Source organism: Polynucleobacter alcilacus (assembly GCF_018881545.1).
Lineage (GTDB): Bacteria > Pseudomonadota > Gammaproteobacteria > Burkholderiales > Burkholderiaceae > Polynucleobacter > Polynucleobacter alcilacus.
Genome location: NZ_JACVQD010000001.1, coordinates 1845353 through 1870209 on the forward strand (window position 1 = coordinate 1845353; position 24857 = coordinate 1870209).

General features: G+C 45.1%; 21 protein-coding genes, 1 other RNA gene, 2 pseudogenes and 1 riboswitch. Of the genes and pseudogenes, 14 read left to right on the forward strand and 10 right to left on the reverse strand.

The annotated features are described in order from the left end of the window. The first annotated feature begins 10 nt into the window (after nt 1-10). Nucleotides 11-1534 carry a malonate--CoA ligase gene (locus ICN45_RS09505; protein WP_216175417.1) on the forward strand — a complete coding sequence of 508 codons (1524 nt, stop codon included), beginning with the start codon at nt 11-13 and terminating at the stop codon, nt 1532-1534. Between the two features lies 1 nt (nt 1535). On the opposite strand, the gene ICN45_RS09510 is transcribed toward ICN45_RS09505, so the two are convergent. From ICN45_RS09510 to ICN45_RS09530, 5 genes and pseudogenes are all read right to left on the reverse strand, one after another. After that, nucleotides 1536-2354 carry a sulfite exporter TauE/SafE family protein gene (locus ICN45_RS09510; protein WP_216175418.1) on the reverse strand — a complete coding sequence of 273 codons (819 nt, stop codon included), beginning with the start codon at nt 2352-2354 and terminating at the stop codon, nt 1536-1538. Beyond that, nucleotides 2355-2573, reverse strand: a non-coding RNA gene (gene ssrS, locus ICN45_RS09515) — 6S RNA. Nucleotides 2574-2657: 84 nt separating this feature from the next. After that, nucleotides 2658-2894, reverse strand: a pseudogene (locus ICN45_RS10530) (cell division protein ZapA); the annotation flags it as partial. Further along, a complete protein-coding gene (locus ICN45_RS09525) occupies nt 2869-3156 on the reverse strand; it encodes a hypothetical protein (protein WP_216175419.1) in 288 nt (95 codons plus the stop codon). The pseudogene ICN45_RS10530 and the gene ICN45_RS09525, both read right to left, overlap by 26 nt. 81 nt (nt 3157-3237) lie before the next feature. Then, nucleotides 3238-5382 (reverse strand): TonB-dependent receptor, encoded by a 2145-nt coding sequence (locus tag ICN45_RS09530; protein WP_216175420.1) that lies wholly within the window; start codon nt 5380-5382, stop codon nt 3238-3240. Nucleotides 5383-5525: 143 nt separating this feature from the next. Continuing rightward, a riboswitch (cobalamin riboswitch) is annotated at nt 5526-5738 on the reverse strand. 84 nt (nt 5739-5822) lie between these two features. On the opposite strand from ICN45_RS09530, the gene ICN45_RS09535 reads away from it, so the two are divergent. From ICN45_RS09535 to ICN45_RS09580, 10 genes are all read left to right on the forward strand, one after another. After that, entirely contained in the window at nt 5823-6440 is a 618-nt protein-coding gene (locus tag ICN45_RS09535) for a Crp/Fnr family transcriptional regulator (protein ID WP_216175421.1), read from the forward strand. A gap of 201 nt (nt 6441-6641) precedes the next feature. Further along, nucleotides 6642-8351 (forward strand): oxalyl-CoA decarboxylase, encoded by a 1710-nt coding sequence (gene oxc, locus ICN45_RS09540; protein ID WP_216175422.1) that lies wholly within the window; start codon nt 6642-6644, stop codon nt 8349-8351. 100 nt (nt 8352-8451) lie between these two features. Continuing rightward, nucleotides 8452-9702: a formyl-CoA transferase gene (gene frc / locus ICN45_RS09545; protein ID WP_216175423.1), complete on the forward strand. Its 1251-nt coding sequence runs from the start codon at nt 8452-8454 to the stop codon at nt 9700-9702. Between the two features lie 70 nt (nt 9703-9772). Next, nucleotides 9773-10201 carry a PAS domain-containing protein gene (locus ICN45_RS09550; RefSeq protein ID WP_216175424.1) on the forward strand — a complete coding sequence of 143 codons (429 nt, stop codon included), beginning with the start codon at nt 9773-9775 and terminating at the stop codon, nt 10199-10201. A 137-nt stretch (nt 10202-10338) separates the two neighbouring features. Then, on the forward strand, nt 10339-11586 hold the full coding sequence (frc, locus tag ICN45_RS09555; RefSeq protein WP_216175425.1) for a formyl-CoA transferase: 1248 nt from the start codon (nt 10339-10341) through the stop codon (nt 11584-11586). A gap of 1 nt (nt 11587) precedes the next feature. Continuing rightward, a complete protein-coding gene (locus tag ICN45_RS09560; RefSeq protein WP_216175426.1) occupies nt 11588-12520 on the forward strand; it encodes a methionyl-tRNA formyltransferase in 933 nt (310 codons plus the stop codon). 276 nt (nt 12521-12796) lie between these two features. Continuing rightward, nucleotides 12797-13078: an HU family DNA-binding protein gene (locus tag ICN45_RS09565; protein ID WP_216175427.1), complete on the forward strand. Its 282-nt coding sequence runs from the start codon at nt 12797-12799 to the stop codon at nt 13076-13078. Nucleotides 13079-13109: 31 nt separating this feature from the next. Beyond that, nucleotides 13110-13526, forward strand: a complete 417-nt coding sequence (locus ICN45_RS09570; RefSeq protein ID WP_216175428.1) for a DoxX family protein — start codon at nt 13110-13112, stop codon at nt 13524-13526. Between the two features lie 378 nt (nt 13527-13904). After that, nucleotides 13905-14852: an AEC family transporter gene (locus ICN45_RS09575; protein ID WP_255531136.1), complete on the forward strand. Its 948-nt coding sequence runs from the start codon at nt 13905-13907 to the stop codon at nt 14850-14852. Nucleotides 14853-15045: 193 nt separating this feature from the next. Beyond that, nucleotides 15046-15417: a nuclear transport factor 2 family protein gene (locus tag ICN45_RS09580; RefSeq protein ID WP_216175430.1), complete on the forward strand. Its 372-nt coding sequence runs from the start codon at nt 15046-15048 to the stop codon at nt 15415-15417. Between the two features lie 216 nt (nt 15418-15633). Here ICN45_RS09580 and panC read toward each other — a convergent pair whose 3' ends face one another. The 4 genes and pseudogenes from panC to metG all read right to left on the reverse strand — a co-directional run. Further along, a complete protein-coding gene (gene panC / locus ICN45_RS09585) occupies nt 15634-16485 on the reverse strand; it encodes a pantoate--beta-alanine ligase (protein WP_216175431.1) in 852 nt (283 codons plus the stop codon). Further along, complete coding sequence (locus ICN45_RS09590; RefSeq protein WP_216175432.1) at nt 16482-17369, reverse strand: segregation and condensation protein A; 888 nt, start codon at nt 17367-17369, stop codon at nt 16482-16484. Before ICN45_RS09590 ends, panC begins: the two co-directional genes overlap by 4 nt. After that, nucleotides 17362-17550, reverse strand: coding sequence for a DUF3460 family protein (locus ICN45_RS09595; RefSeq protein ID WP_216175433.1), 189 nt, complete (start codon nt 17548-17550; stop codon nt 17362-17364). The genes ICN45_RS09590 and ICN45_RS09595 overlap by 8 nt, the downstream gene beginning before the upstream one ends. Nucleotides 17551-17660: 110 nt before the next feature. Continuing rightward, nucleotides 17661-19325 (reverse strand): annotated as a pseudogene (gene metG / locus ICN45_RS09600) (methionine--tRNA ligase); the annotation flags it as partial. A gap of 143 nt (nt 19326-19468) precedes the next feature. On the opposite strand from metG, the gene ICN45_RS09605 reads away from it, so the two are divergent. The 3 genes from ICN45_RS09605 (at nt 19469) to ICN45_RS09615 (ending at nt 23349) form a co-directional block, all read left to right on the forward strand. Further along, nucleotides 19469-20308: a formate dehydrogenase accessory sulfurtransferase FdhD gene (locus ICN45_RS09605; protein ID WP_216175435.1), complete on the forward strand. Its 840-nt coding sequence runs from the start codon at nt 19469-19471 to the stop codon at nt 20306-20308. Between the two features lie 62 nt (nt 20309-20370). After that, a complete protein-coding gene (gene dcd, locus ICN45_RS09610) occupies nt 20371-20937 on the forward strand; it encodes a dCTP deaminase (RefSeq protein ID WP_216175436.1) in 567 nt (188 codons plus the stop codon). A gap of 144 nt (nt 20938-21081) precedes the next feature. Beyond that, nucleotides 21082-23349, forward strand: coding sequence for an arginine/lysine/ornithine decarboxylase (locus ICN45_RS09615; RefSeq protein ID WP_216175437.1), 2268 nt, complete (start codon nt 21082-21084; stop codon nt 23347-23349). Between the two features lie 61 nt (nt 23350-23410). On the opposite strand, the gene argH is transcribed toward ICN45_RS09615, so the two are convergent. Beyond that, complete coding sequence (argH, locus tag ICN45_RS09620) at nt 23411-24829, reverse strand: argininosuccinate lyase (protein WP_216175438.1); 1419 nt, start codon at nt 24827-24829, stop codon at nt 23411-23413. Between the last annotated feature and the right edge of the window lie 28 nt (nt 24830-24857).

Genomic DNA, 24857 nt, shown 5'->3' on the forward strand with positions numbered 1-24857 from the left:
TGAGGGTCTCATGAATTTATATTCGCTATTGGAAAAAGGTTTTCCAAAAGATAAAAAAGCTTGTGCATTAGAAACACATGATGGTTTGTATTATTCATGGAATGACCTTGAGCGTGCCACTGCGAAGATGGCTAACCTGCTCAAGAGTCTCCAGCTTCCAGCAGGCGCAAGGGTTGCAGTACAGGTTGAAAAATCTCCCGAAGCACTTTTTTTGTATCTGGCCACGATTCGTGCTGGCTATGTGTATTTACCCCTCAATACCGCATATCAAGCCGCTGAGATTCAGTATTTTGTTGAGAATGCAGAGCCAGCCCTTGTGGTTTGCAGTAGTAAGAACTTCTCCTGGGTATCTCAGGTTGCATTTAAGGCTGGTACTAAACATGTCTTTACCTTAGACGAAGATCGTAAAGGCACTTTGCTTGAAAGAGCAGGGGGCCTCAGCGATCAGTTCAAGACTGTGCCAGCTAAAGATGATGACCTTGCGGCTATTCTGTACACCTCTGGCACTACTGGCCGCAGTAAGGGGGCGATGCTCACCCACAAAAACTTAGGTAGCAATGCGCAAGTGTTGCAACAGTTCTGGGGCTGGAAAAAAGGCGATGTGCTTTTACATGCTTTACCGATCTTCCATGTACATGGATTATTTGTAGCAGCTCATGGCGCTTTGATCAATGGTAGTAAGATGATTTGGTTGCCACGCTTAGATGTTTCTCAATTGATTCATCACATGCCACAGTCCACTGTGATGATGGGTGTTCCGACTTTCTATGTTCGCTTACTGGCGGATAAGGGATTTAATAAGAAGGTCGCTCGCAATATGCGCTTGTTTATTTCTGGTTCTGCACCATTGTTAACAGAGACATTTAATTCCTTTAAAGAAGTCATTGGTCAGCCAATACTTGAACGTTATGGCATGAGTGAGACGGTGATGTTGGTTTCTAATCCCTATAACGGCAAGCGTGTTGGTGGATCTGTAGGTCTGCCATTGCCCGGCGTTAAAGTGCGCGTGGTTGATGAAAATAATCAGCCCTGTGGTGTTGATGAAATTGGTAGCATTCAGGTTAAAGGCCCAAACATATTCCCAGGCTATTGGCGCATGCCCGAAAAGACTGCCGAAGAATTTACCAAAGACGGTTGGTTCAAAACGGGTGACGTCGGTCGTTGGGGTGGCGATGCTAACGGTGGTAAAGCGCCTAAAGAGTATCTTTGCATTGTTGGCCGCAGTAAGGACTTAATTATTTCGGGTGGCTACAACGTATACCCAAAAGAAATTGAAGGCTTCATTGATGACATGGATGGCGTTGACGAGAGCGCGGTGATAGGCATCCCGCATCCAGACTTTGGTGAGTCGGTGATGGCGGTAGTGGTGCCTAAGGCTGGAGCAAAACTCAATGCAGAAGCAATGATTGCAACGTTGAAAACACAAATTGCAAACTTTAAGATTCCAAAGCGCGTGGAGATTGTTGCTGATTTACCTCGCAACGCGATGGGTAAGGTGCAAAAGAATATCTTGCGTCAGCAATACACGAAGTAAGTTAGAAGCCGAATGCCTTGCGGCTTTCATTAAACATGAAGGCTGCAAGGAGAAATAACATGATGCCAAATACTCTTTTGAGTTGAGCAACATCTAGCTTCCTAGCCATCTTAGCTCCCCATGGTGCAGTAAATACACTGACGACTACTATGCATGCAACTGCGGGTAAATAGACGAATCCTAAAGAGCCAGCTGGCAAATTGGGATTTCCCCAACTGCCATACATATACCCAATCGTTGCAGCAGCAGCTATTGGAAATCCTAAGCCTGAAGAAGTGGCCATTGCTACGTGGGGTTTGACATTACACCAGAGCATGAAGGGTACGGTAATGAATGCGCCCCCAGCGCCTACCAAGCTGGCGAGGACTCCAGTGAATGTACCAAATGAAAACAAGCCAATGGGGCCTGGTAGGTCTCTGCCGCCCTTGGGTTTTTTATTCAGAAGCATCTGAATCGAGGTGTAAACAATAAATAGGGCAAAAAAGAATGAGAGCCATGAGGTTTTTAATGCCTCAAAGAGTTCACTGCCACCAACTAGTCCACCTAAAACCATTCCAGGACTGAGTGAGGCAACTAGCTTCCAGTCAATCGAGCTATGTTTGTGATGAGCCCATATTGCAGAAGTGGTCGTAAATAGAATAGTTGCCATTCCTGTGGCGATAGCCATGTGCACAATCACCGTTTGGCTAAAGCCTTGATGATTGAAAACCAAAATCATAAAAGGCACCAGAATCATGCCGCCGCCGATGCCAAGAAGGCCGGCTAAAAATCCTGCAATACCCCCGCACAACATCAACATCAAGATATCGCTTAGTGACATGAATTCCCCGCCTTAGCCGCTAGGCCGTCATCCTGAACCCTAAGGTTCAAGGTGGAACGGCTACTCTGCTTCGGGTGCATTAAGAAGTTCAGGGAGTAACCAAGTCTAAGTTGGCACTGTGAACTCTCGAAACGCTCACGCCCACAAGGTAAAGATCGTTCCGGATGCTTGCGCATCGGTTCAAGGAACTATTGGCCTTGGCGAACCAGGCAGGGAAAGGGTTTGCATCAAAGCATCCACTTGATCTTCAAGTTCACGAATCTGTGTTTGAAGACGCGCAACTTCATCAGGGCTGACATTGGAAGAGAGGCTTTGTTGTGTTTGATTCTTTTGCAGCGTAATGAGGTCACCAGCTATTTTGAGGGCGGCCATCATACTGGCGCGTTCAATGCTACGATTACCACCACCAATGGCCAGTTGAATTTGCTCATCAACCAATACGCATGCTTCACGAAGTAATGGCTCATGTTCAGCACTCGTGGCTAAAGTGATCTTCTGTCCAGCAAGGGTTACTTCAATGCGTTGTTGGCTCATTGCCATCCTCTGGGGTTGGTGGGGCAACTACTTCGCCGAGTAAGTTCAGTTGACGTCCATCACTCTGCTCTGGCAGGCGACTCAAAATATGTTGAATGCGTTTTTGTGCATCCTCAATTTTATCTTCGAGCTGAACCCTATTACGAGATAAATCTTTAACTGCCTCTCTAACGGTTTGAACTTTCTCAGACAAGCGTTTAATTGACGCGCAAAGGGCATCCAATTCCGAATCAGCTTGTCTAGGGGAAAGAGGGGTTTGCTCGTCCATATTGGCATTGTATCCTCTGGATTGGCGATGGGTTAGATCCTGAAAGAGAAACCCAAACCAGGCTTGTGAATGAGGAATTATTTAGTTGAGAGTGTATTTTAGTGTTACAAAAACTGACCTAGGTTCGCTGGGATAGTAAAAGTGAGCACCGTTAAATGAACTTACTCCCCCATAGGTTGAGTATTGCGCATTGCCTACGTTTTTTACTATGAATCGGGCTTCCATTGCCTGGAACTTATAAGAGGTAAAAATATCTCCCACTACGTAGCCTGGCATAACGGGTGCCGCACTGTAATTATTTGGCCCAGTATCGTAATGTTGATTACTGACATAGTTAACAACTCCACCAACAGTCAAACCGCTAGTAATCATGTAGTTCGCCCTAGCATTTAGTAGGGTATCCGGAACTATTGGGATAGCATTTCCAGCATATGGCCCATTTGCATAGTATGACTTCTGGTATTTTCCGCCTACTCCTATATTGAGAGATTGGGTAATGTTGGAGGCAACGTCAAATAAAATACCAGCTCGATTAGTCTGATAAATAGAGTTGTAGTTGTAGCCCGTGCTTGGGTTGTAGCTAATCTCATTTTGAGTCATGGATTTAAAAATCGACGAAGTAATTTTTGAATTCCAAATCGACCAGTTACCACCTATTTCATACGTTTGGGTAGTTTGAGGCTGCAAAATTCCATTAAATACGGTTTTACCAACTCCATTGGCGTCATAGCCAAACCCCCAATATTCATCGATGTTTGGGAACCGAAAGGACTGGTTCCACTTCACATACATCCGCTGGCCGGGTGAGTAATTAGCGTTTAAGGCAATGTCTCCTGCGTTAGCAGCGTACTGCTGAGTATTACTAACTGCTCCATTGGCAGCAGTAATGGAGGTGTTAGTGGTAGAGGCTTGTTGTACCTGGCGTCGAAAGCCTCCGCTTGCCTCAAAAATTTTCCCTAAAGGAATTTTTTGCATTGCAAAGACAGAATTATTAATTTGAGTTGCATTTTGAGAATTATGGTTAAGGTTGTTGTAATACGATCCGTAGGGATTGTTATTAATATCATTCTGATTGGCGCTAATGATTCCTTGTGACAGCGGGCTGTAGCCATCGCTACCCGCTTGATTTGCTTTGGAAAAGTCATATCCAACTATTGTGGTACCTATTCCATCAAAGTTTGCTTTTAGTCTTGGGGATGCGGCCAGTTGCCAGCCTTGTAGTTTGGAATTCATTGCACTTCCTGCGTATCCATAGTAGTTGAAATTACCTGGATCCAATGAAGTGAAATAATCTGCCTGCGGAGTGTAATAGAAAGATGTTTTATTGTTGTAAGAAGTATCAAGTTCAAAAACATAAGATTCGTTTAAGGTCTTAGTCAATCCCTGCCTGAAACCAGAATTATTTGTGGTCAAGTTATTGCCTGCATCCTGAGGGCGGACTGATAGCGGATTACCGGATCCGACTAGGCCCACTACTGGGCTAGCTATTTGTGAGTTTGTATAGCCGTAGTAGGCATCCACATATACACGGTCATTTCCTCCTAAATTTTGCGAAATTTTTGCGTCAACAGAATAAGCATTTGCCGCGGTGTTTGGTCTCCATCCATTGGTATTTGAGGTATTGGCACTTATTTGATAAGTAGTTTGATCCACCGTATTTCTGAAGATCGCATTATTGATTGATGTCCCCCAAGTACCATAGGTTGTTGAGGCTTGGTTAAAGCTTTTCTTGCCGCCATTTGTGATGATATTAATAACACCACCAACAGCACCATTACCATACTGCACGCTTGCGCCACCTTGAAGAATTTCTATACGCTCAATGGAGTCAAGGGGAATAGATTCCCAATCGACACTCCCAGAATCAATTGGATTAATCCTGATGCCATCAACTAACACCACTGTTGTGCTATTACCGGTTGGTCCATAGCCACCCATATCAACGGAAGCATCTAAATTAAGTGCGCTTGAATTTAATCCAGTAACACGAAGACCGCCAATTTGGGATAAGACTTGAGGGATGGTATTGGAGCTGGAGTTCTCAATCTCATCTCGTGTAATGACTTTGACATTCGCAGGAACCTCGTTAAGGTTCTCTTCAAAACGCGAACCAGTTACAACGACAGTTGATGGGGAGTTTTGCGCTAACACTAAAAATGGGTTGCTGATAACGAAAATTGCACTGCAAATAAGGGCAAGCTTTTTCGTGTTGAACTGCTGCTTCATTTAAAACTTTCTGTTGTCGAATGCCTAGCTCACTTCCCCGTAAGCTGGGTCGAACAGAATTCCCGTGCAGGAGTTCAGGCGTCAATTTGGCGTCGGATCGATAGATAGGGCGCTGTCATCGGCGCGCGAAGGTCCCCGTCCGCGAAATTCCACCTGTCTTGGCCGGTATCCGGGCTAGTAAATCTCAGAATCTGGCCTTCCCATGCGATTGACGCGCACAGTGGCTTTGTCAGATTCCTGACACTTTTACCTTGATAAAAGTGCATTTACTTACCGTTGCGGGGGCAGCACACGTTTAGTGTTTCCCGTTTAACTTTATTGCACTGCAATAAAGCACCACTACCTGCCAATTCTAACTTAGGTCATCGGAGATTCCTACTTTCTGCACTAATAAAGCCTACAATACGGGGTCTAGGATGAAGGATTCATGGCCGTATTAGATGACTGTATTAGATAAGCACCCCGAAAAAAACCTGATTCGTCTTCAGTTGAGCCAAAACTCAGTCCTAAAAAGCTTAGATTCAGAGACGATGGCCGATTTAGAGCGTCATTTAGAGATCTCAGACCTCAAAAAGTCCGAAATTTTGCTGCACCAAGGTGACCATCAAATGGAGCAGTACTTTGTCTTGGATGGCATCCTCAAGCGCATTGTTTCTAGTGCTGATGCAAAAGAGATGATTTTGCGGTTTGCAATCGAAAAAGATATTGAAACAAGCTATGCTGCCTGGCGTCTGAAGACCGCCGCACCTTATAGCATCGCCTGTGTTACCAAGTCCCGGGTAGCCCGCATGCCCCTGAAGAAATGGGCTGAATTCCTGGAGCTACACAAGCCCTTAAAGGAAAGTTTTGAGTTTGAGGTGATGCGTCTGATGAGTGAGATCATGGCCCATACCATCACTTTGCACATGCTTGATGCCCCAGGACGAGTAGAGCGCTTTCTCCGAAAATACGAGGCTTTATTTGAGCTGCTGCCTAAAAAGGAGCTTGCCGCTTATCTCAATCTCTCCCCAGAGACCTTGAGCCGCCTCAAAACAAAGCATAAAGAGCTTTTTGTCTAAGCTAACCGCCCTGTAATTACAGGATTTAGGGGGAAATTGACCGAAGTCAATGATGAACCCCCACCCCAAGCCTAATATTCACCTCTGCCTAAGCGGGGCATTGAAACCCGTTGTGCGATTAATAACTTAATTGGAGACATTAGCGAAAGCTAAAATTGCAAGTTCTCAACAAGCGCTCTTGTAATTCATATAAAAATTTCTATGACAACTGATAACCAAAACACACAATTAACTGACGGCTTTCATCTCGTCATTGATGCTTTAAAGGCGAATGACTTAAATACGATTTTCGGTCTGGTTGGAATTCCAATTACTGACCTCTGTCGTTTGGCTCAAGCTGAGGGTTTACGTTTTATTGGTTTCCGTCATGAGCAGCATGCAGGTAATGCTGCAGCCATTGCTGGATATATGACTCAAAAGCCTGGTATTTGCATGACTGTTTCTGCGCCGGGTTTCTTAAACGGCTTAACAGCGCTTGCCAACGCAACCGTCAATTGTTTCCCGATGATTTTGATTTCTGGCTCCAGTGAGCGTGAAATCGTTGACTTGCAGCAGGGTGATTACGAAGAGATGGATCAGCTCAATGCAGCCAAGCCGTATTGCAAAGCTGCATACCGCATTAATCATATTGAGGATATCGGCATCGGTTTTGCTCGCGCAATTCGTGCGGCTGTTTCTGGCCGCCCAGGTGGTGTGTATTTGGATTTACCAGCACAGTTGCTGGCACAGACCATGCCTGTTGAAGAAGCCAAAAAATCCATCTTCAAAGTGATCGATCCAGTTCCACGTCAGATCCCAGCGGCTGATGCAGTTGAGCGGGCATTGAATGTGTTGAAAGGTGCTAAGCGTCCCTTGATTCTCTTGGGTAAAGGCGCTGCCTATGCACAAGCAGATAAAGAGGTTCGCGACCTGATTGAGAAATCCGGTATTCCTTACTTGCCGATGTCGATGGCAAAAGGTTTGTTACCTGATAACCATCCACAATCTGTTTCTGCAGCCCGTTCATTTGTTTTGGCTGAGGCCGATGCAGTCATGTTGGTTGGTGCGCGTTTAAATTGGTTGCTTGCACACGGTAAGGGTAAGACTTGGGGTAAAGATCCTAAGAAATTTATTCAGATCGATATTCAGGCAAATGAAGTTGATAGCAACGTCCAAATTGATGCCCCATTGATTGGCGATATTGGCTCATGTGTTGGCGAGCTCTTAAAGGGCATTGCAGCTGTTCCTAAACCCAGCGCTGAGTGGATTAATGCCATCAATGAAAAGAAAGATAAGAACTTAGCCAAGATGGCAGAGACATTGGCTAAAGATGTAAGCCCAATGAACTTCCATGGCGCATTACGTGCGATTCGTGATGTGATCAAAAAGAATCCCGATGTGAACTTGGTAAACGAGGGTGCAAACACACTCGACTTTTGCCGTGCGATTGTAGATATGTACAAGCCGCGTAAGCGCTTTGACTCCGGTACTTGGGGAATCATGGGTATCGGTATGGGTTACGCCATTGGCGCTTCTGTGACTAGCGGATTGCCAACGGTTGCAGTAGAGGGTGATAGTGCATTCGGCTTCAGCGGCATGGAGTTAGAGACCATTTGCCGTTACAACTTACCAATTACGGCTGTGGTATTCAATAACAACGGCGTTTATCGCGGCACTGATGTGAATCCTACTGGTGGCGCTGATATGGCTCCAACCGTATTCATTAAAGACGCACGTTACGACAAGATGATGGAAGCGTTTGGTGGAGTAGGTTATTACGTAACTACCCCAGCAGAATTAGAGGCAGCGTTAACAGAAGCGATTGCTGCCGGTAAACCAGCCCTCATCAATGCCGTTATTGATGAGACTGCAGGTACTGAGAGTGGGCGTTTAACGAATTTGAACCCATCCTCAGCGGCTACTAAGAAATAAGATTCACAATCCGATTTTGTAGTAATAAATAGTTAATATTTTTAGATTAAATTAAGTAACAAATAAGAAACAAACAAGAAACACTCAAGGAGAAACAAACATGACTAAACCATTAGACGGTATTCGTATTATTGACTTCACCCACGTACAAGCAGGTCCTGCATGTACTCAGCTTTTGGCTTGGTATGGTGCTGACGTTATTAAAGTAGAGCGTCCAGGTTCTGGCGACGTCACCCGCAGCCAATTACGCGATATTCCAGGTGCAGATGCGCTGTACTTCACTATGCTCAACGGTAATAAGCGTTCTTTGACACTCGACACCAAGACTCAAGAAGGTAAGGAAGTATTGGAAAAGATGATCAAGACTTCTGATGTCATGGTTGAGAACTTCGGTCCTGGCGCTTTGGATCGTATGGGTTTTTCTTGGGCACGTATTCAAGAGTTGAACCCAAAAATGATTTTGGCTTCTGTTAAAGGCTTTAGCGATGGCCACTCATACGAAGATTTGAAAGTGTATGAGAACGTCGCTCAGTGTGCTGGAGGCGCAGCTTCTACTACTGGTTTCTGGGATGGTCCTCCTACAGTTTCTGCCGCTGCTTTGGGCGACTCTAATACGGGTATGCACTTGGCGATTGGTATTTTGACTGCCTTGATGCAGCGTGATAAAACTGGCCGTGGTCAAAAAGTGTCTTGCTCAATGCAAGATGCTGTATTGAACTTGTGCCGTGTGAAGTTACGCGATCAACAACGTTTGGACAAAATTGGCTATTTGGAAGAGTATCCACAGTATCCACACGGTTCATTCACTGACGTCGTTCCACGCGGCGGTAACGCTGGCGGCGGCGGTCAGCCAGGCTGGGTATTGAAGTGTAAGGGCTGGGAAACCGATCCAAACGCATATATCTACTTCACTATTCAAGGTCATGCTTGGGAGCCGATTACTAAGGCCATCGGCAAACCAGAATGGGCAACTGACCCTGCTTATATGACTGCTGAAGCTCGTCAAGACAAGATTTTTGATATCTTCGCAACCATTGAAGATTGGCTCAAAGACAAGACTAAATATGAAGCTGTGGACATTCTCCGCAAGTTTGATATTCCGTGCGCGCCAGTTTTCTCCATGAAAGAATTGGCTGCTTCACCTGACCTACGTAAGAGTGGCTCAATCGTTGAAGTGGATCACAAAGTACGCGGTAAGTATTTGACTATTGGTAGCCCAATCAAGTTCTCTGATTTAGAAATCGAAGTGAAGCCATCTCCAGTATTAGGTGAGCACACTGATGAAGTGTTGGCTGATCTTGGCTATAGCGCTGATGACATCACTAAGTTGCACGCAGCAAAAGCAGTTTAATAACGATTACAATCGGTATTTATTGGAAGGCGCTCCTCGTGGGCGCCTTTTTATTCTATAGACAGACCCTATGAAGACAAGCGTTGATTTACATCAGTTGGTAGAGTGTGTTGGAGATGCCATCATCGTAGTTGATGCTCATGAAAAAATTGTAATGTGGAATCCTGCGGCTACTCGTATCTTTGGGTATTCCGAGGCAGAAGCCTTGGGAAATACTTTAGATTTGATTGTGCCCGAGCGCCAACGCCATCGACATAATGAGGGCTGCCGTAAGTCAATGGAAACTGGTATCACGCGTTATGGCACATCATTATTAAAAGTGCCAGCTCTCCATAAGAACGGAAGCATGCTTTCAATCGCTTTTACGGTAGGTATGCTGTTTGATGAAAATCAGAAGGTCAATGGGATTGTGGCAACCATACGGGATGAGACCGAGCGTTTTGCCGAAGAAAGAGCCCTTAAAAAGCGCCTTTCTGATCTTGAAAGTCCCCAGCCCTAGCCACATATAGCCTTTAGTACGACCAATAAAGGCTGAGTAGGGATTTATGCCCAATAATTGGGCATATTTGATCTACCCTGATTTCTCGCTGGTAAAATTATTACAAATCAATATTTTATTTTATTAGGACTTAAATCATGGCAAAAGCTCTAGAAGGGGTCAAAATCCTCGACTTTACGCACGTTCAATCTGGACCGACTTGTACTCAGTTACTCGCTTGGTTTGGTGCAGATGTGATTAAAGTAGAAAAATCGGGCGAGGGTGATGCAACCCGCGGTCAATTGCGCGACATCCCAGATGCAGACAGTTTGTATTTCACGATGCTCAATCACAACAAACGTTCCATCACCGTTAATACAAAAACGCAAAAGGGTAAAGAAATCCTTGAACGCTTGATTAAAGAGTGTGACGTGTTGGTAGAAAACTTTGCACCAGGCGCATTGGATCGTATGGGTTTTTCTTGGGAGCGGATTCAAGAACTGAACCCAATGATGATTCTGGCTTCAGTCAAAGGATTTGGTCCTGGACCCTATGAGGATTGCAAGGTGTATGAAAATGTCGCGCAATGCGCAGGGGGTTCTGCATCCACTACAGGTTTTGATGATGGTCCTCCGCTGGTAACTGGTGCGCAAATTGGTGATAGTGGTACCGGTTTGCATTTAGCACTCGGCATCGTGACAGCACTCTATCAACGTACGCATTCTGGCCGTGGTCAAAAGGTCTTAGCAGCGATGCAAGATTCAGTCCTCAACCTCTGCCGTGTGAAGCTACGTGACCAGCAGCGCCTAGAGCGCAATGGCATCATGAAAGAGTACCCACAGTATCCCAATGGTGAGTTTGGAGACTCAGTACCGCGCGCCGGCAATGCTTCTGGTGGTGGTCAGCCCGGTTGGATTTTAAAGTGCAAAAACTGGGAGAAGGATCCTAACTCCTACATCTATGTAGTAGTACAAGCCCCCGTATGGGAAGCCATTTGTAAAGTTATCGGTCGTGAAGACTGGATTACCGATGTGCGTTTTGCCTCCCCAATGGCTCGCTTGCCCCATTTAATGGAAATCTTTGGCGAGATTGAAAAGTGGACCATGACGATGAGTAAGTTTGAAGTCATGGATATATTAAATAAATACGACGTGCCTTGTGGCCCAATTCTATCCATGAAAGAAATCGCTGAAGAACCTTCATTGCGTGCTACTGGAACTGTGGTTGAAGTTGATCACCCGATTCGTGGCAAGTACCTGACTGTTGGTAACCCTATCAAGATGTCGGATAGCCCAACTACAGTGACTCGTTCACCTTTGCTTGGTGAGCATACCAATGAGATATTGAGTGAACTTGGCTATACCAATGATGAGTTGAATCAATTGCATCACGATAAGGTGATCTAAGATGCGGGTAGCGTTGATTGGAAGTGCGGACTTTGGTAAAGCGACTTTAGAAGCTTTTTTAGATCGTGGCGATGAAGTCGTTGCAGTCTTCTGTCCACCAGATAATCCTAAGTCAACTAAACCTGAAGTCCTTAAGGAGGCAGCGCTGGCGAGGGGTTTAAGCCCTCTGCAGTTTGCCTCCCTGAAGGGTCCAGAGGCTGCCCAGGCCATGATCGATAGCCAAGCGGATATATGTGTCATGGCTTATGTGCTGCAATTTGTGCCTCAAGAACTTTGCAAGATTCCGAAACACGGTACGATTCAATACCATCCCTCCCTATTACCGAAATATCGTGGTCCTAGTGCGATTAACTGGGCAATTGCATTGGGTGAAGATAAAACTGGCCTGACAATCTTCCGTCCATCGGATGGTTTAGATGAGGGCGAAGTGATATTGCAAAAAGAAGTAGCGATTAGTCCTGATGACACTCTAGGTAAGGTCTACTTTGATTATCTTTTTCCAGTTGGCGTTAAAGCCCTGCTAGAGGCTGCTGACTCAGTAGTGGCAGGAAAACATCAAGAACTCGTTCAAGACGAATCGAAAGCCAACTATGAGGGTTGGTTTGATGCTAACGCTGCACAGATTCATTGGGCAACTCACATTAATCAAATCTATAACCTGATTCGCGCTTGCAATCCTGCGCCTGGCGCATGGACCAAGTTTGGCGAGCAAAAGGTGCAGATCTACGATTGCCATAAGCATGTCACTGCCACCTTTAGCGCCGTTAAAGGTAAGCCCGGCGAAGTGACGCAAATTACCTTAGATTCATTCTTCATTACCTGCCACGGTGGGCAGATTGAAGTCCTCAAAGCGAAGGGCACAGCGGGGAAGGTGAGCGGTGCTGAGCTGGCGAAAGAGTTAAACCTACAAGTAGGACAGTTCTTCTCACTATAGACTCGCTATTTCCAATACTTAGTTTTAGCAATTCAGCTCCAGCCACTTGAATTCATGCACGCTGGTGGGTCTTTTTGTCCCCTGTAATAAGGGGTTAGGAGTGAACATCTCTCATTGGATAATCCTTGTGCCAGTGGTTCAATAGCATCCCAGACTACGAAGAAGCACCAAAACTAAATTCAGGTGGTTTTTTTATTGAATATGGGTATGATGAATAAGCTGATTTTTGCTAAATTGGCAACGTAGTCTAAATAAAAAAGTTCCTAGGAGAATAAAATGAATAAATCAGAATTAGTAGAAAAGATTGCCAATGATGCAAACATTTCTAAGGCATCTGCAGACCGTGTTCTTAGCTCAGCAATAGACACCATCATCAAGGCCGTTACTAAGGGTAATGATGTTCAGTTAATTGGCTTTGGTACTTTTAAATCTGGCAAACGTGCAGCTCGTATCGGTCGTAACCCACAGACTGGTGCCGAGCTTAAGATCCCAGCTGCCAAAACGGTGAAGTTTGGTGCAGGTAAGGCATTTAAGGATGCGGTTAATAAGCGCAAGTAATCAATTCATCACTGAATCAAAGAGGCAAGAGATGAAAAACTATGAAAGCATATTAAATCTACTGGGCCGTATTGCAATTGCGGCATTATTTTTGCCAGCAGGCCTGAACAAGTTAATGGGAGTGGAGGGCACAACAGCGTATTTTGCTTCCTTGGGATTGCCATTAGTAGCCGTTTTAGTGTGGGTAGTCATTGCCATCGAAGTTCTTGGCGGCCTTGCTTTGATTCTCGGTTATAAAACGCGTTTCGTAGCAATTGGCTTGGCAATCTTTACTGTCTTTGCAAGCATTACGGGTCATGCTTTCTGGGCTGCTCCAGTAGATGCCGCATTTATTGCTCAGTTGTTGTTCATTAAGAACATTGCAGTAACCGGTGGCTTATTGATTCTTGCTTCTTCTGGGGCCGGTTCAATTAGTCTAGATGGGCGTAAATCTCGAGCTGGAATATAAATTGCATTCTCAGCAAGTCATTTGCAGTGGCATTCTAGAGCGAAGATAAGATATCCTCGGCCAGTTGTTCCTCACCGGGCCATTCAGAACCACCAAAACCACCTTCGGGTGGTTTTTTTCGAGCATATCTTAGCAGTTGCTAACGGCGTATTAATCTTTAATAACCCCAGAGGACTTAAATTAGCTATTAGTCCTGATATACCAATAGCGAATTCATAGTTATATAGAATAATCTCAATATAAGCTTTCATTACTTTGGACATAAATTGAGTTTTTTGCTTTAGATTGCGAACAATAGCGTCATTCCTAAATTTCAGAAAATGAAAATACATCCAATGCCTAGTTTTAACTCCATAAAATGATCTACAGGTATCTCAAATGAATTTATTTCATGGGGCCTCAGGTTTTATAGCGATTTTTCTATGCTTAGTTTTGACAATACTGTTATTGCGGCACTGGAAAGTAATTGAGGCTGAGCAGAGCCCCATATTTTCAAAATTACTTACCTCTTTTGTTTTGCCAGTGTTTATTTTTAGTCAAGTCGCAAATTTAAAAGTGGAGTATTCCTATTTATTTTTTGGGGCGGTAATTCTGATATCTGAATTGATTACAGGAGTCGCTTCGTGGTCAACGGCAAAATGGGTTTTACGCTTGGATAGGCCTAGCACTGGGGCCTTTATCTTAGGAAGTACTTTTGGTAGCTCCTCTCAGATTGGCAATGCCTTTTTAAAAGTAGTCTTTGACAATAATGCTGCAATTAGTGCGATGGGATTAGTAACCGGTCAATTTGGTATAGGGCTTCCAGTGAACGTGGTTGGCCCAGTAGTTGCTAAATCTTTTGGAGATAGTGAAAACAAAAATTCTTTATTTAACTTAGTAAAGTCTATTTTCATGAATCCACCTACCATTGCTTTGATCTTGGGGATTTTATGGAGTAGGTTGGATATTCCATCTGATATTTTTATTGTGAAGATACTGTTTGAGGGGCTCAACATTATCAGTACCTCTATGACTTTTTTAGTAGCAGTCATTATTGGCCTCTCATTAAAGCCAATTAAGATGAAAGGAATTTGGATAGTCTTAATCTTGGCTGCCTTTTTTCAATTAGCATTGCAACCCTTCATTACTTACGGTATTTTTAGTCTGCTAAATGAGCAAAATGAGCATCATCAAGCCACATTATTTTTATCCGCCATGCCCGCAACACCATTAGCTGTAGTGTTTTGTGCAAGATATGGTGCTAATGCTCAACTCGCTAGCCAAATTGTTATCTTTACCTGTATTTTGAGCCTGATTTCAATTCCGATTGTCAGTTTATTTATATAGTTTTAATGAGCATCAATCAAAAGCAGGGCAACAGCCATCATGAGTCATTTAGGTAGACTAATTTGTTAAATTTAGTCAATCCTATAAATGAGAATATGGCAAACTAAAGCACGGTAGGGTTATTTGAACTTTGAGCTGTCTTAGCCATTTGTTAAGACTACCGCCTTAGTTTCTTTTTATATAAAGGAATGTCATGCCAGAAATAGATCTTCATTTAGAAGGCGAAAATCTTTATCGCCAGTTTATTACCGAAATTGTTGGCCAAAATTGGTCGGCAGTTGAAGCCATGATTTCCCCTAGTTTTCAATCAGTTCACTCTGATGGAGCCCGAGATCATATTGCTGAATTAGCCCTTATAAAAGGCGTTAACCTAGGTATATACACTCTGCATGACTTTAAAGTCACCAAAGCAAATAATCATCTTGTTGTTACAAGTTGGATTTCTATTGAAGAGACTATTAATGGCGAGCGTCTTTCTACTAAATCCTCTCCACGTTTAAGTGTTTGGGATAAAACGCCCACCGGTTGGCAGCTTATAGCGTTGGCAAACTTTAATCCTGTTTAGTTATTGCTCACAAGGTAGAGTATTGATTCTTCTGATTCCAAAATTAGAATGTATAGCATCTCAATGCTACCTATAAAGAAGATTTGCAATGGTGAATTAGTTTGGAATAGATGGGTATGAAACCTGCTTCGGCAGGTTTTTTCATTAACACAAATATCTACTTTAGTGCGCTAGGAAATATCTAAACGATAGTGGGGGACAAGTCCTACCCCAGAATTAAATCTCGAGGTTATCAATCAAACGCGTTTTACCCAGCTTAGCTGCTGTGAGAATCACCAGCGGCTCACCAGACTGTAGGCTTTCATTAGAGGCGGGTGCTAAGTCACTTTGCTGACGAATGGCGATGTAATCGGGTTGCCAGCCACGGCCTGCAAGTGTGGCTACCGCCTTCTTTTCAATTTCTGAGAGTGAATGGGTATTGCGTTCTTGCAATTGCAGAACTCGCTCGCGTACCTCTTGAAGTACTCTTTGTAGTTCAGGCGCTTCTATACGTTCTTCAGCAGTTAGGTAACCGTTACGAGAAGAGAGGGCTAAGCCATCATCAGCGCGAATAGTTTCGGCAGGGACAATATTGACTGGCAAAGCAAATTGTTTGGCCATTTGACGTATGATCATCAGTTGTTGGTAATCTTTTTTACCAAATACAGCAACCTTAGGCTCTACGCAAGAGAAGAGCTTGAGAACAACCGTACAAACCCCTTTAAAGAAGCCAGGACGAAATTCACCTTCGAGAATATCGCCCAGCTGCTGGGGTGGGTCTACGCGGTATTCTTGTGGCTGTGGATATAAATCGCGCTCGGTTGGAGCGAACAAAATATAGACTCCTTCTTTTTCCAGCTTATCAATATCCGCCTGCATAGTGCGGGGATAACTATCAAAATCTTCATTGGGGCCAAACTGCAGACGGTTCACGAAGATGCTAGCAACTACCGGGTCACCATGTTGACGCGCAAGTCGCATGAGGGACAAATGGCCTTCATGCAAGTTTCCCATGGTTGGTACGAATGAAGCACGGTTTTGTCCGCGTAAATGATCTCGTAGCTCTTGAATATCGCTAATAATTTTCATGCAACAGGGGTATAGGCAAGGCGAACGTATATCGGTGCATAGGGCTCAGCTTGAGTGACTTCGATTAATGCTTCACGCGAGAGCTCAAGCAAGGCAATGAAATTCACAATAATGACGGGGATGCCGTTGCCGGATTTGATGGCCTCTTCAAACAATTCCCCAAATTCTACAAAGCGGGTGCTTTGTAGGCGACGCAAGATACGGGTCATGAAGTCACGCACGGATAGTTCTTCACGAGTGATGGTGTGATGTTGGGTAAGCTTAGCGCGATGGATCACATCACGCCAAGCCATTTGTAAGTCATCTACGTTTACGTCAGGCCAAGCAATAGCAACGCTAGTATCCACATGGCCATGCGCCACCTGGAAGTCACGGCCTTGCTGTGGAATTTGATCAAGCTCTTGTGCTGCAAGCTTCATACGCTCGTATTCAAGTAAGCGGCGCACGAGTTCTGCACGTGGATCATCCACCTCTTCTTCGCTATCAGCCTTTTTCATTGGCAGTAGCATGCGGGATTTAATTTCAATCAACATGGCTGCCATTAATAAGTACTCTGCGGCAAGCTCTAAGTTTGTATGGCGAATTTGATCGATGTAGCTGAGGTATTGCTGAGTAACCTGCGCCATCGGAATATCAAGCACATTGAAATTCTGCTTACGGATTAAGTAAAGCAACAGATCCAAAGGGCCTTCGAATGCTTCTAAGAAAACTTCTAATGCATCTGGTGGAATATAGAGATCAGTAGGAAGCTTAAAAAGTGGTTCGCCATAAAGTTTGGCGAATGCAGCTGACATCCCATCGGTCACCGATGGAGTGCTATCTAACAAATTGGATATTGGCTGAGTATTTGGCTCAGCACCAGACGTATTGCCTGAATTAGTCATTCGAATAAACGTAGGCGCGTTGCTTTAGCTTGGCAGCTTTAGCGCGACGTTGATCTTCAACGGTGAGGGGTTCTTTGTCCCATAAAAGAGCACGACCAGCTTGTTGGTCTGCCTCGAGATGGGGTTTCTCAGATTTGAGTTCACTTAAGAACTGGGTGAATTCAGATTGATATCTTGCCATGGCATATCCTAAAATACTCTATATATTCAATGACTTATGGTACTTATTTCCAAAAGTCATCTGGGGACTACAAACGCCATTATAGGGTCTTTTTAAGGGCTTTTTTATAAGTTTGCAGCTAGCAAAGCCTCAATTTGAGGGGCTTCCACACGGGTCATCAAGTGCTTGTAGGTCTGAATTGGGTTCTTACTGGATAGTGGGGTGTTGATATCAGCCCAGGAAAGCGGTGGCAGGCAGAAAAATTCTTCTACTCCAGCGGCGACTTGGGGAATGACTGGCTTGAGGTAAAGGCTAAGCATCCGAAAAGCTTCTAAGGTAACGGAGCAGACACTTTGCAAGTCTGCTTCTCGTGCTGGATCTTTGGCGATTTCCCAAGGTTTGTTTTCATCAACGAAGCCATTGACCTTATCGGCGAGCTCCATGATGGTTCGTAATGCTTTTGCATATTCGCGCCCTTCATACAGCTCTGCAATTTTTTCACTCGCTGCAGCAATCTCTTGAAGCAGTACATGATTCATGGCTGCATCAGAAACTACGCCACCAAAGCGTTTCACCAAGAAGCCAGCACTACGACTTGCAATATTGATGTACTTACCCAATAGGTCACTATTTACTCGCGCCACAAAATCTTGCAGATTTAAATCCAAATCTTCCATGCTGTCATTGAGTTTGGTTGCAAAGTAATAACGGAACCACTCAGGATTAAAACCGCATTCGATCACGCTATTAGCGGAGATTAAAGTACCACGGGATTTACTCATCTTCTCGCCATCGACCGTTAAGAAGCCGTGAGCAAAAACGTTGGTGGGAGTGCGATAGCCCGCAAACTGAAGTGTTGCTGGCCAGAATAGGGTGTGGAAATATAAAATATCTTTGCCAATGAAATGGTATTGCTCAGTAGTCGTGTCAGGTTTGACCCACTCATCAAAGTTAATACCTTTAGCCTCACAGTAATTGAGGAAGCTGGCGTAGTAACCAATCGGGGCGTCAAGCCAGACGTAGAAGTACTTGCCTGGCGCATCAGGGATTTCAAAGCCGAAATACGGGGCGTCACGAGAGATATCCCAGTCACCCAATTTACTTTCCCCAGGCTGACCAACCCATTCTTTCATTTTGTTGCGGGCTTCTGGCTGCAGTGGCGTTTTAACTTGGGTCCACTCTCGCAAGAAATTCTCACAACGAGGATCTGATAACTTAAAGAAATAGTGATCCGATACTTTTTTGATCGGTGTTGCGCCGCTGACTACCGAGAGCGGATTCTTGAGGTCAGTAGGGGAGTAGGTGGCACCACATTTTTCACAGTTGTCACCATATTGATCTTTAGCTCCGCACTTAGGGCACTCGCCTTTAATAAAGCGGTCTGGTAGAAACATTTCTTTAACAGGATCATAAGCTTGCTCGATGGCACGCTTTTCAATGAGACCGGCATCACGCAGCTTGAGATAAATACTTTGTGCAAGCTTTTCATTCTCAGGGCTATCGGTGGTGTAGTAGTGATCAAAAGAAATGAGGAAGTTGTCAAAGTCGCGCTTGTGCTCTTTCCAAACATTCGCAATCAACTCTTTGGGAGTAATTCCCTCTTTTTCGGCACGCAACATGATTGGGGTGCCATGAGTATCATCCGCGCCAACATAGTGGACCTCATGACCGCGCATCCGCTGAAATCGTACCCAAATATCTGTCTGCACATATTCCACCAAATGCCCGATATGGATCTGTCCATTGGCATACGGCAGGGCTGAAGTGACAAGAAGGCGACGTTGGGAGCTACTCATGTAGAGCGGACTTAAATAAGAAGGTTAAATTAGAGTGAATACAGGATTATGCTGGCTCTGCTATTGCCCAAGCAGTAATTTTAGTCTGCGGTTAAAGTAAAACACCTTGAAGTCTTCACAAAACCCGTTTTAGAAAGCATTACATGGCTGTAAAACCCCGTATTCAGATGTCTAGTGCCTCTGTGCCTTTGGTGCATGAGGTGGAGGTAATGGATGAAGCGGGCAGAAAAAAGCTGACCCAGATCCCCGGAGAGCGCCCATTAACTATCTATTTAGATAAGCGCGAGCTGGTCACCCTCATGACTCTGGGGAGCGCACCGGAGGCCTTGGTTTTAGGGTATTTACGCAACCAACGCTTAGTGGAATCAGCAGACGATATTGAAAGCATTCAAGTGGATTGGGAAACCGATTCAGCGGCCGTGAAGACCCGTCGTAGCACGGTGGACATTGATGCCTTAACCAGTAAGCGGGTAGTCACCACGGGTTGCGGCCAGGGAACCATGTTCGGCGGATTGATGGAAGAGATGGCAGAAACGCGTTTACCAGATGGTCCTAATCTTTCTCAAGAGGCTATTGTGGCTTTGATAGACACGATTCGGGTTCATGATTCGATTTACAAGAAATCTGGCTCAGTACATGCCTGTGCTGTGTTCGAAAAAGTGGGGGATAAGGGCGTAGAGCTAGTGCACTTTATTGAGGATGTTGGGCGGCATAACGCAGTCGACTCTATTTCTGGCTTAATGTGGCTGGCAGATAAGTCCGGCAGGGACCTGATTTTCTTTACGACGGGGCGTCTTACATCCGAGATGGTAATCAAGGGCGCCCAAATGGGAGTGCCATTTCTCTTAACTCGCTCGGGAGTCACTTTAATGGGCTTGGAGTTGGCTCGTAAAACCAATCTCACCATCCTCTCCCGTTGCTCTGGAAAACACTTTGAGATCTATAACGCCCCTGAGCGAGTGATTTTTAGCCAAAATAGCTAATTTTTAGGGCTCAGAGGCCGATAAATGATAGCTAGAGCTGGCGAAGGTTTTACAATTCGGCCATGACTATTAAATCTGACCACTGGATCCGCCGCATGGGCGAGCAAGGCATGATCAGCCCATTTGAACCTGGGCAAGTTCGTGAAGACGCCGCCGGCAACAAAATCGTAAGTTATGGCACATCAAGCTACGGCTATGACATTCGTTGCGCCAATGAATTTAAGATCTTTACTAACATCAACAGCACGATTGTTGATCCCAAGAATTTCGATGAGCAATCCTTTGTAGACTTCAGCGGGGATGTTTGCATCATTCCACCAAATTCATTTGCCTTGGCAAGAACCGTTGAGTACTTCAAGATTCCCCGTAGTGTACTAACGGTATGCGTCGGTAAGAGCACTTATGCTCGCTGCGGAATTATTGTTAACGTAACGCCATTCGAGCCTGAGTGGGAAGGTTATGTGACCTTAGAGTTTTCCAACACCACACCATTACCTGCCAAAATTTATGCAGGTGAGGGATGTGCGCAAGTACTCTTCTTCGAAAGTGATGAGATCTGCGGCACATCTTATAAAGATCGTGGTGGGAAGTATCAAGGTCAGCGGGGCGTGACCCTGCCTAAGGCCTAAGTTATTCACGGCAGTGCATCAATTTCAATTTAGTCCATTTGTGGATATAGTCACGGTTTCGTCAGATGGCGGTCGGATAATGGATCTTTCTCATTTTGAGAAGTGGGTTCCGACTTCATCGGATCCAATAGCAGGGGAGTTGTTATGAAATTTCGTTTCCCAATCATCATTATTGATGAAGACTTTCGTTCCGAGAACATTTCGGGTTCTGGTATTCGCGACCTCGCCGAGGCCATCGAAACCGAGGGCATGGAAGTTATCGGGCTTACGAGCTACGGGGACCTAACTTCTTTTGCTCAACAAGCTTCTCGTGCATCTACTTTCATTGTCTCAATTGATGATGAAGAGTTTGTTTCTGATTCCGAAGACCATGACTTACCTGCTTTGAATAACTTGCGCGCCTTCATTACTGAAGTGCGTAAGCGCAATGAAGATATTCCGATCTTTTTATATGGCGAGACGCGTACCTCACGTCATATGCCAAACGATATCTTGCGTGAACTGCATGGTTTCATTCATATGAATGAAGACACCCCAGAATTTGTTGCGCGCCACATTATTCGCGAAGCCAGAGTCTATCTGGATTCTTTGGCACCACCGTTCTTCCGTGCATTAACCAATTACGCTTCTGAAGGTTCTTATTCTTGGCATTGCCCAGGGCATTCTGGTGGCGTGGCTTTCTTGAAGAGTCCAGTGGGGCGTATGTTCCATCAATTCTTTGGTGAGAATATGTTACGTGCTGACGTCTGTAATGCCGTCGAAGAATTAGGCCAACTCTTGGACCATACTGGGCCTGTGTTGCAGAGCGAGCGCAATGCTGCACGCATCTTTCATGCCGACCATTTATTCTTTGTAACCAATGGCACCTCCACATCCAACAAGATTGTGTGGCACTCCACCGTAGCGCCTGGAGATGTCGTTTTGGTCGATCGTAACTGCCATAAGTCGGTGATTCACTCCATCACCATGATGGGCGCAATCCCAATTTTCTTAATGCCAACCCGCAATCATCTCGGCATTATTGGACCGATTCCTAAAGAAGAGTTTGAGTGGGCCAATATCAAGAAAAAGATTGATGCCAACCCCTTCATTAAGAATAAGAATGTGATACCGCGTGTGATGACGCTGACCCAGAGTACCTATGACGGGATTGTTTACAACGTTGAGATGATTAAAGAGATGCTTGATGGCAAGGTTGACTCACTGCATTTCGATGAAGCTTGGTTGCCGCATGCTGCATTCCATCCTTTCTACAAAGATATGCATGCGATTGGATCTGATCGTCAGCGCACCAAGAAGAGTTTGATGTTTGCTACCCAATCGACTCATAAGCTATTGGCAGGTCTATCCCAGGCTTCTCAGGTATTAGTTCAGGATGCAGAAGAGCATAAGCTTGATCGGGATTGCTTTAATGAAGCTTACTTAATGCATACCTCGACTAGCCCACAGTACGCCATTATTGCTTCCTGCGACGTTTCTGCAGCAATGATGGAATCCCCTGGTGGCACAACCTTGGTAGAAGAATCTATCGCTGAAGCCATGGACTTCCGACGCGCTATGCGTGAGGTAGATGATAAGTTTGGCACTGACTGGTGGTTTAAGGTTTGGGGACCAGATCATCTTGCTGAAGAAGGTATTGGTGAGCGCTCTGATTGGGTGCTGGAGCCTAATGCAAGCTGGCATGACTTTGGCAAACTCGCCAAAGGCTTCAATATGCTTGATCCGATTAAAGCAACGGTTGTCACTCCTGGCTTAGATATCGAAGGCAACTTCGGGTCAATGGGGATCCCCGCTAGCATCGTGACTAAATATCTTGCAGAGCATGGCGTGATCGTTGAGAAGTGTGGCCTGTATTCCTTCTTCATCATGTTCACCATCGGTATCACTAAGGGTCGCTGGAATACCCTGGTTACTGAATTGCAACAGTTTAAAGATCACTTTGATAAAAATGCACCTCTGTGGAAAGTTTTGCCAGAGTTTGTGGCTAAGCATCCCCGCTATGAGCGCGTTGGCTTAAAAGATATCTGCCAGCAGATTCATGAGTTCTATAAGGGTCGTAACGTAGCCCGTATGACTACAGAAATGTATACCTCGGATATGGAGCCTGCCATGATGCCTTCTGAGGCTTGGGCAAAAATGGCGCATAAAGAGGTTGATCGTGTGCCTCTTGATCAATTAGATGGTCGTGTTACAGCGATGCTAGTCACACCCTACCCGCCAGGTATTCCGCTATTAATTCCGGGTGAGCGCTTTAACAAACGAATCGTGGACTATTTGTACTTTGCTAGGGACTTTAATGAGAAGTTTCCAGGATTCGAGACGGATATACATGGTTTAGTGAAGGGGGATGTCGATGGCCGCAGCGAATATTACGTTGACTGCGTCAGACAGGATCGCGACATCACGCTTTAATCAATCCATACCGCATCTTGGCATTGGAAGTGGATACAAGGGGCACATGCCATCAGCACCTCTAGAGATCTGCTCGACCCCGTTGAATGGCTGCCAGTACTTGAGAAGGCGCTGTGCCACCCGCATGTTGGCGTGATTGTACTGAGCCATCCACGGTGAGCAGAGCAAAGACATCATCACTCATGAGTTCAGGGCGATTATCTAAACCACAAGCAAAGCGCAGCTCTGCAAGACTCAAGTCAGTCAGCATACAGTTTCTGCCAACACAGGCTTTAACAGCGTGAGCCACAGCTTCATGGGCATCACGGAAGGCTAAACCTTTTTTAACCAAGTAGTCAGCTAAATCGGTTGCGGTTGCAAAGCCTTCCTCAGCCGCTGCTTTCATGATGTCAGCCTTCACTTCAATATGCGGAATCATGTCAGCAAAGATACGCAGTGTATCTTGAACAGTATCTACCGCATCAAATAAGGGTTCTTTGTCTTCTTGATTATCTTTGTTGTAAGCAAGTGGCTGGCTCTTCATCAGCGTCAATAAAGAAATCAAATCACCATAAACGCGACCCGTTTTACCGCGTGCCAATTCTGGAACGTCAGGATTTTTCTTTTGCGGCATGATGGAGCTACCAGTACAGAAGCGATCTGGTAAATCAATAAACCCAAAACGCGGGCTTAGCCATAGTACGAGCTCTTCAGATAAGCGTGAGACATGCATCATCAGAATCGATGCAAAGGCGCAGAACTCAATGGCAAAGTCGCGATCCGACACTGCATCTAGAGAATTGTTGCAAATACCATCAAAGCCCAAAATCTTGGCTACTTGCTCGCGATCAATCGGGTAGCTCGTACCTGCTAAAGCAGCTGCGCCTAAGGGCAAACGATTAAAGCGTGTGCGTAAATCAGCCAAGCGGCTTGTATCACGGCTAAACATTTCGAAGTAAGCCATGAGATGGTGGCCGAAAGTAATCGGTTGCGCAACTTGCAAATGCGTATGACCCGGCATGATTGTTGCAGCATGCTTTTCTGCTAAATCCAAAAGCGCAGTACGAACAGTTTGTAAGGTAGTCGCAATCTCATCTACGCTGCCACGCAACCAAAGGCGTAGATCAGTCGCCACTTGATCATTACGTGAGCGGCCAGTATGCAAACGTTTGCCAGCATCACCCACTAGTTCTGTAAGGCGGGCTTCAATATTGAGATGAACATCTTCGAGCGCTAATTGCCAGTTAAATTCACCGGCCTCAATTTCGCTTTTAATCTGGGCCATTCCTTTTTGAATATCCACCAAATCCTGGGCGCTGATGATCTTTTGACTAGCTAGCATTTCAGCGTGTGCTAGGGAACCAGCGATATCAACCATAGCAAAGCGTTGATCAAAGCCGATAGAGGCGGTATAGCGTTGAACGAGTTCGTCAACGGGTTCTGTAAAACGGGCCGACCAAGCTTGGGCTTTGTTGGCTAAGGAATTTTTGGATGAGCTCATAAACACAGTATATTGGGGTAGGTCTTTG

Excerpts from the sequence above, each read along its gene's own strand:
- dcd (WP_216175436.1), top strand. The coding sequence starts at position 20,371 with ATGACTATTAAATCTGACCACTGGATCCGCCGCATGGGCGAGCAAGGC.
- frc (WP_216175425.1), top strand. The coding sequence starts at position 10,339 with ATGGCAAAAGCTCTAGAAGGGGTCAAAATCCTCGACTTTACGCACGTT.
- ICN45_RS09510 (WP_216175418.1), bottom strand. The coding sequence starts at position 2,354 with ATGTCACTAAGCGATATCTTGATGTTGATGTTGTGCGGGGGTATTGCA.
- oxc (WP_216175422.1), top strand. The coding sequence starts at position 6,642 with ATGACAACTGATAACCAAAACACACAATTAACTGACGGCTTTCATCTC.
- frc (WP_216175423.1), top strand. The coding sequence starts at position 8,452 with ATGACTAAACCATTAGACGGTATTCGTATTATTGACTTCACCCACGTA.
- ICN45_RS09595 (WP_216175433.1), bottom strand. The coding sequence starts at position 17,550 with ATGGCAAGATATCAATCTGAATTCACCCAGTTCTTAAGTGAACTCAAA.
- ICN45_RS09575 (WP_255531136.1), top strand. The coding sequence starts at position 13,905 with ATGAATTTATTTCATGGGGCCTCAGGTTTTATAGCGATTTTTCTATGC.
- ICN45_RS09550 (WP_216175424.1), top strand. The coding sequence starts at position 9,773 with ATGAAGACAAGCGTTGATTTACATCAGTTGGTAGAGTGTGTTGGAGAT.
- ICN45_RS09535 (WP_216175421.1), top strand. The coding sequence starts at position 5,823 with ATGACTGTATTAGATAAGCACCCCGAAAAAAACCTGATTCGTCTTCAG.
- ICN45_RS09530 (WP_216175420.1), bottom strand. The coding sequence starts at position 5,382 with ATGAAGCAGCAGTTCAACACGAAAAAGCTTGCCCTTATTTGCAGTGCA.
- ICN45_RS09580 (WP_216175430.1), top strand. The coding sequence starts at position 15,046 with ATGCCAGAAATAGATCTTCATTTAGAAGGCGAAAATCTTTATCGCCAG.
- ICN45_RS09605 (WP_216175435.1), top strand. The coding sequence starts at position 19,469 with ATGGCTGTAAAACCCCGTATTCAGATGTCTAGTGCCTCTGTGCCTTTG.
- ICN45_RS09525 (WP_216175419.1), bottom strand. The coding sequence starts at position 3,156 with ATGGACGAGCAAACCCCTCTTTCCCCTAGACAAGCTGATTCGGAATTG.
- panC (WP_216175431.1), bottom strand. The coding sequence starts at position 16,485 with ATGAAAATTATTAGCGATATTCAAGAGCTACGAGATCATTTACGCGGA.
- ICN45_RS09565 (WP_216175427.1), top strand. The coding sequence starts at position 12,797 with ATGAATAAATCAGAATTAGTAGAAAAGATTGCCAATGATGCAAACATT.
- ICN45_RS09590 (WP_216175432.1), bottom strand. The coding sequence starts at position 17,369 with ATGACTAATTCAGGCAATACGTCTGGTGCTGAGCCAAATACTCAGCCA.
- ICN45_RS09505 (WP_216175417.1), top strand. The coding sequence starts at position 11 with ATGAATTTATATTCGCTATTGGAAAAAGGTTTTCCAAAAGATAAAAAA.
- ICN45_RS09570 (WP_216175428.1), top strand. The coding sequence starts at position 13,110 with ATGAAAAACTATGAAAGCATATTAAATCTACTGGGCCGTATTGCAATT.
- ICN45_RS09615 (WP_216175437.1), top strand. The coding sequence starts at position 21,082 with ATGAAATTTCGTTTCCCAATCATCATTATTGATGAAGACTTTCGTTCC.
- argH (WP_216175438.1), bottom strand. The coding sequence starts at position 24,829 with ATGAGCTCATCCAAAAATTCCTTAGCCAACAAAGCCCAAGCTTGGTCG.
- ICN45_RS09560 (WP_216175426.1), top strand. The coding sequence starts at position 11,588 with ATGCGGGTAGCGTTGATTGGAAGTGCGGACTTTGGTAAAGCGACTTTA.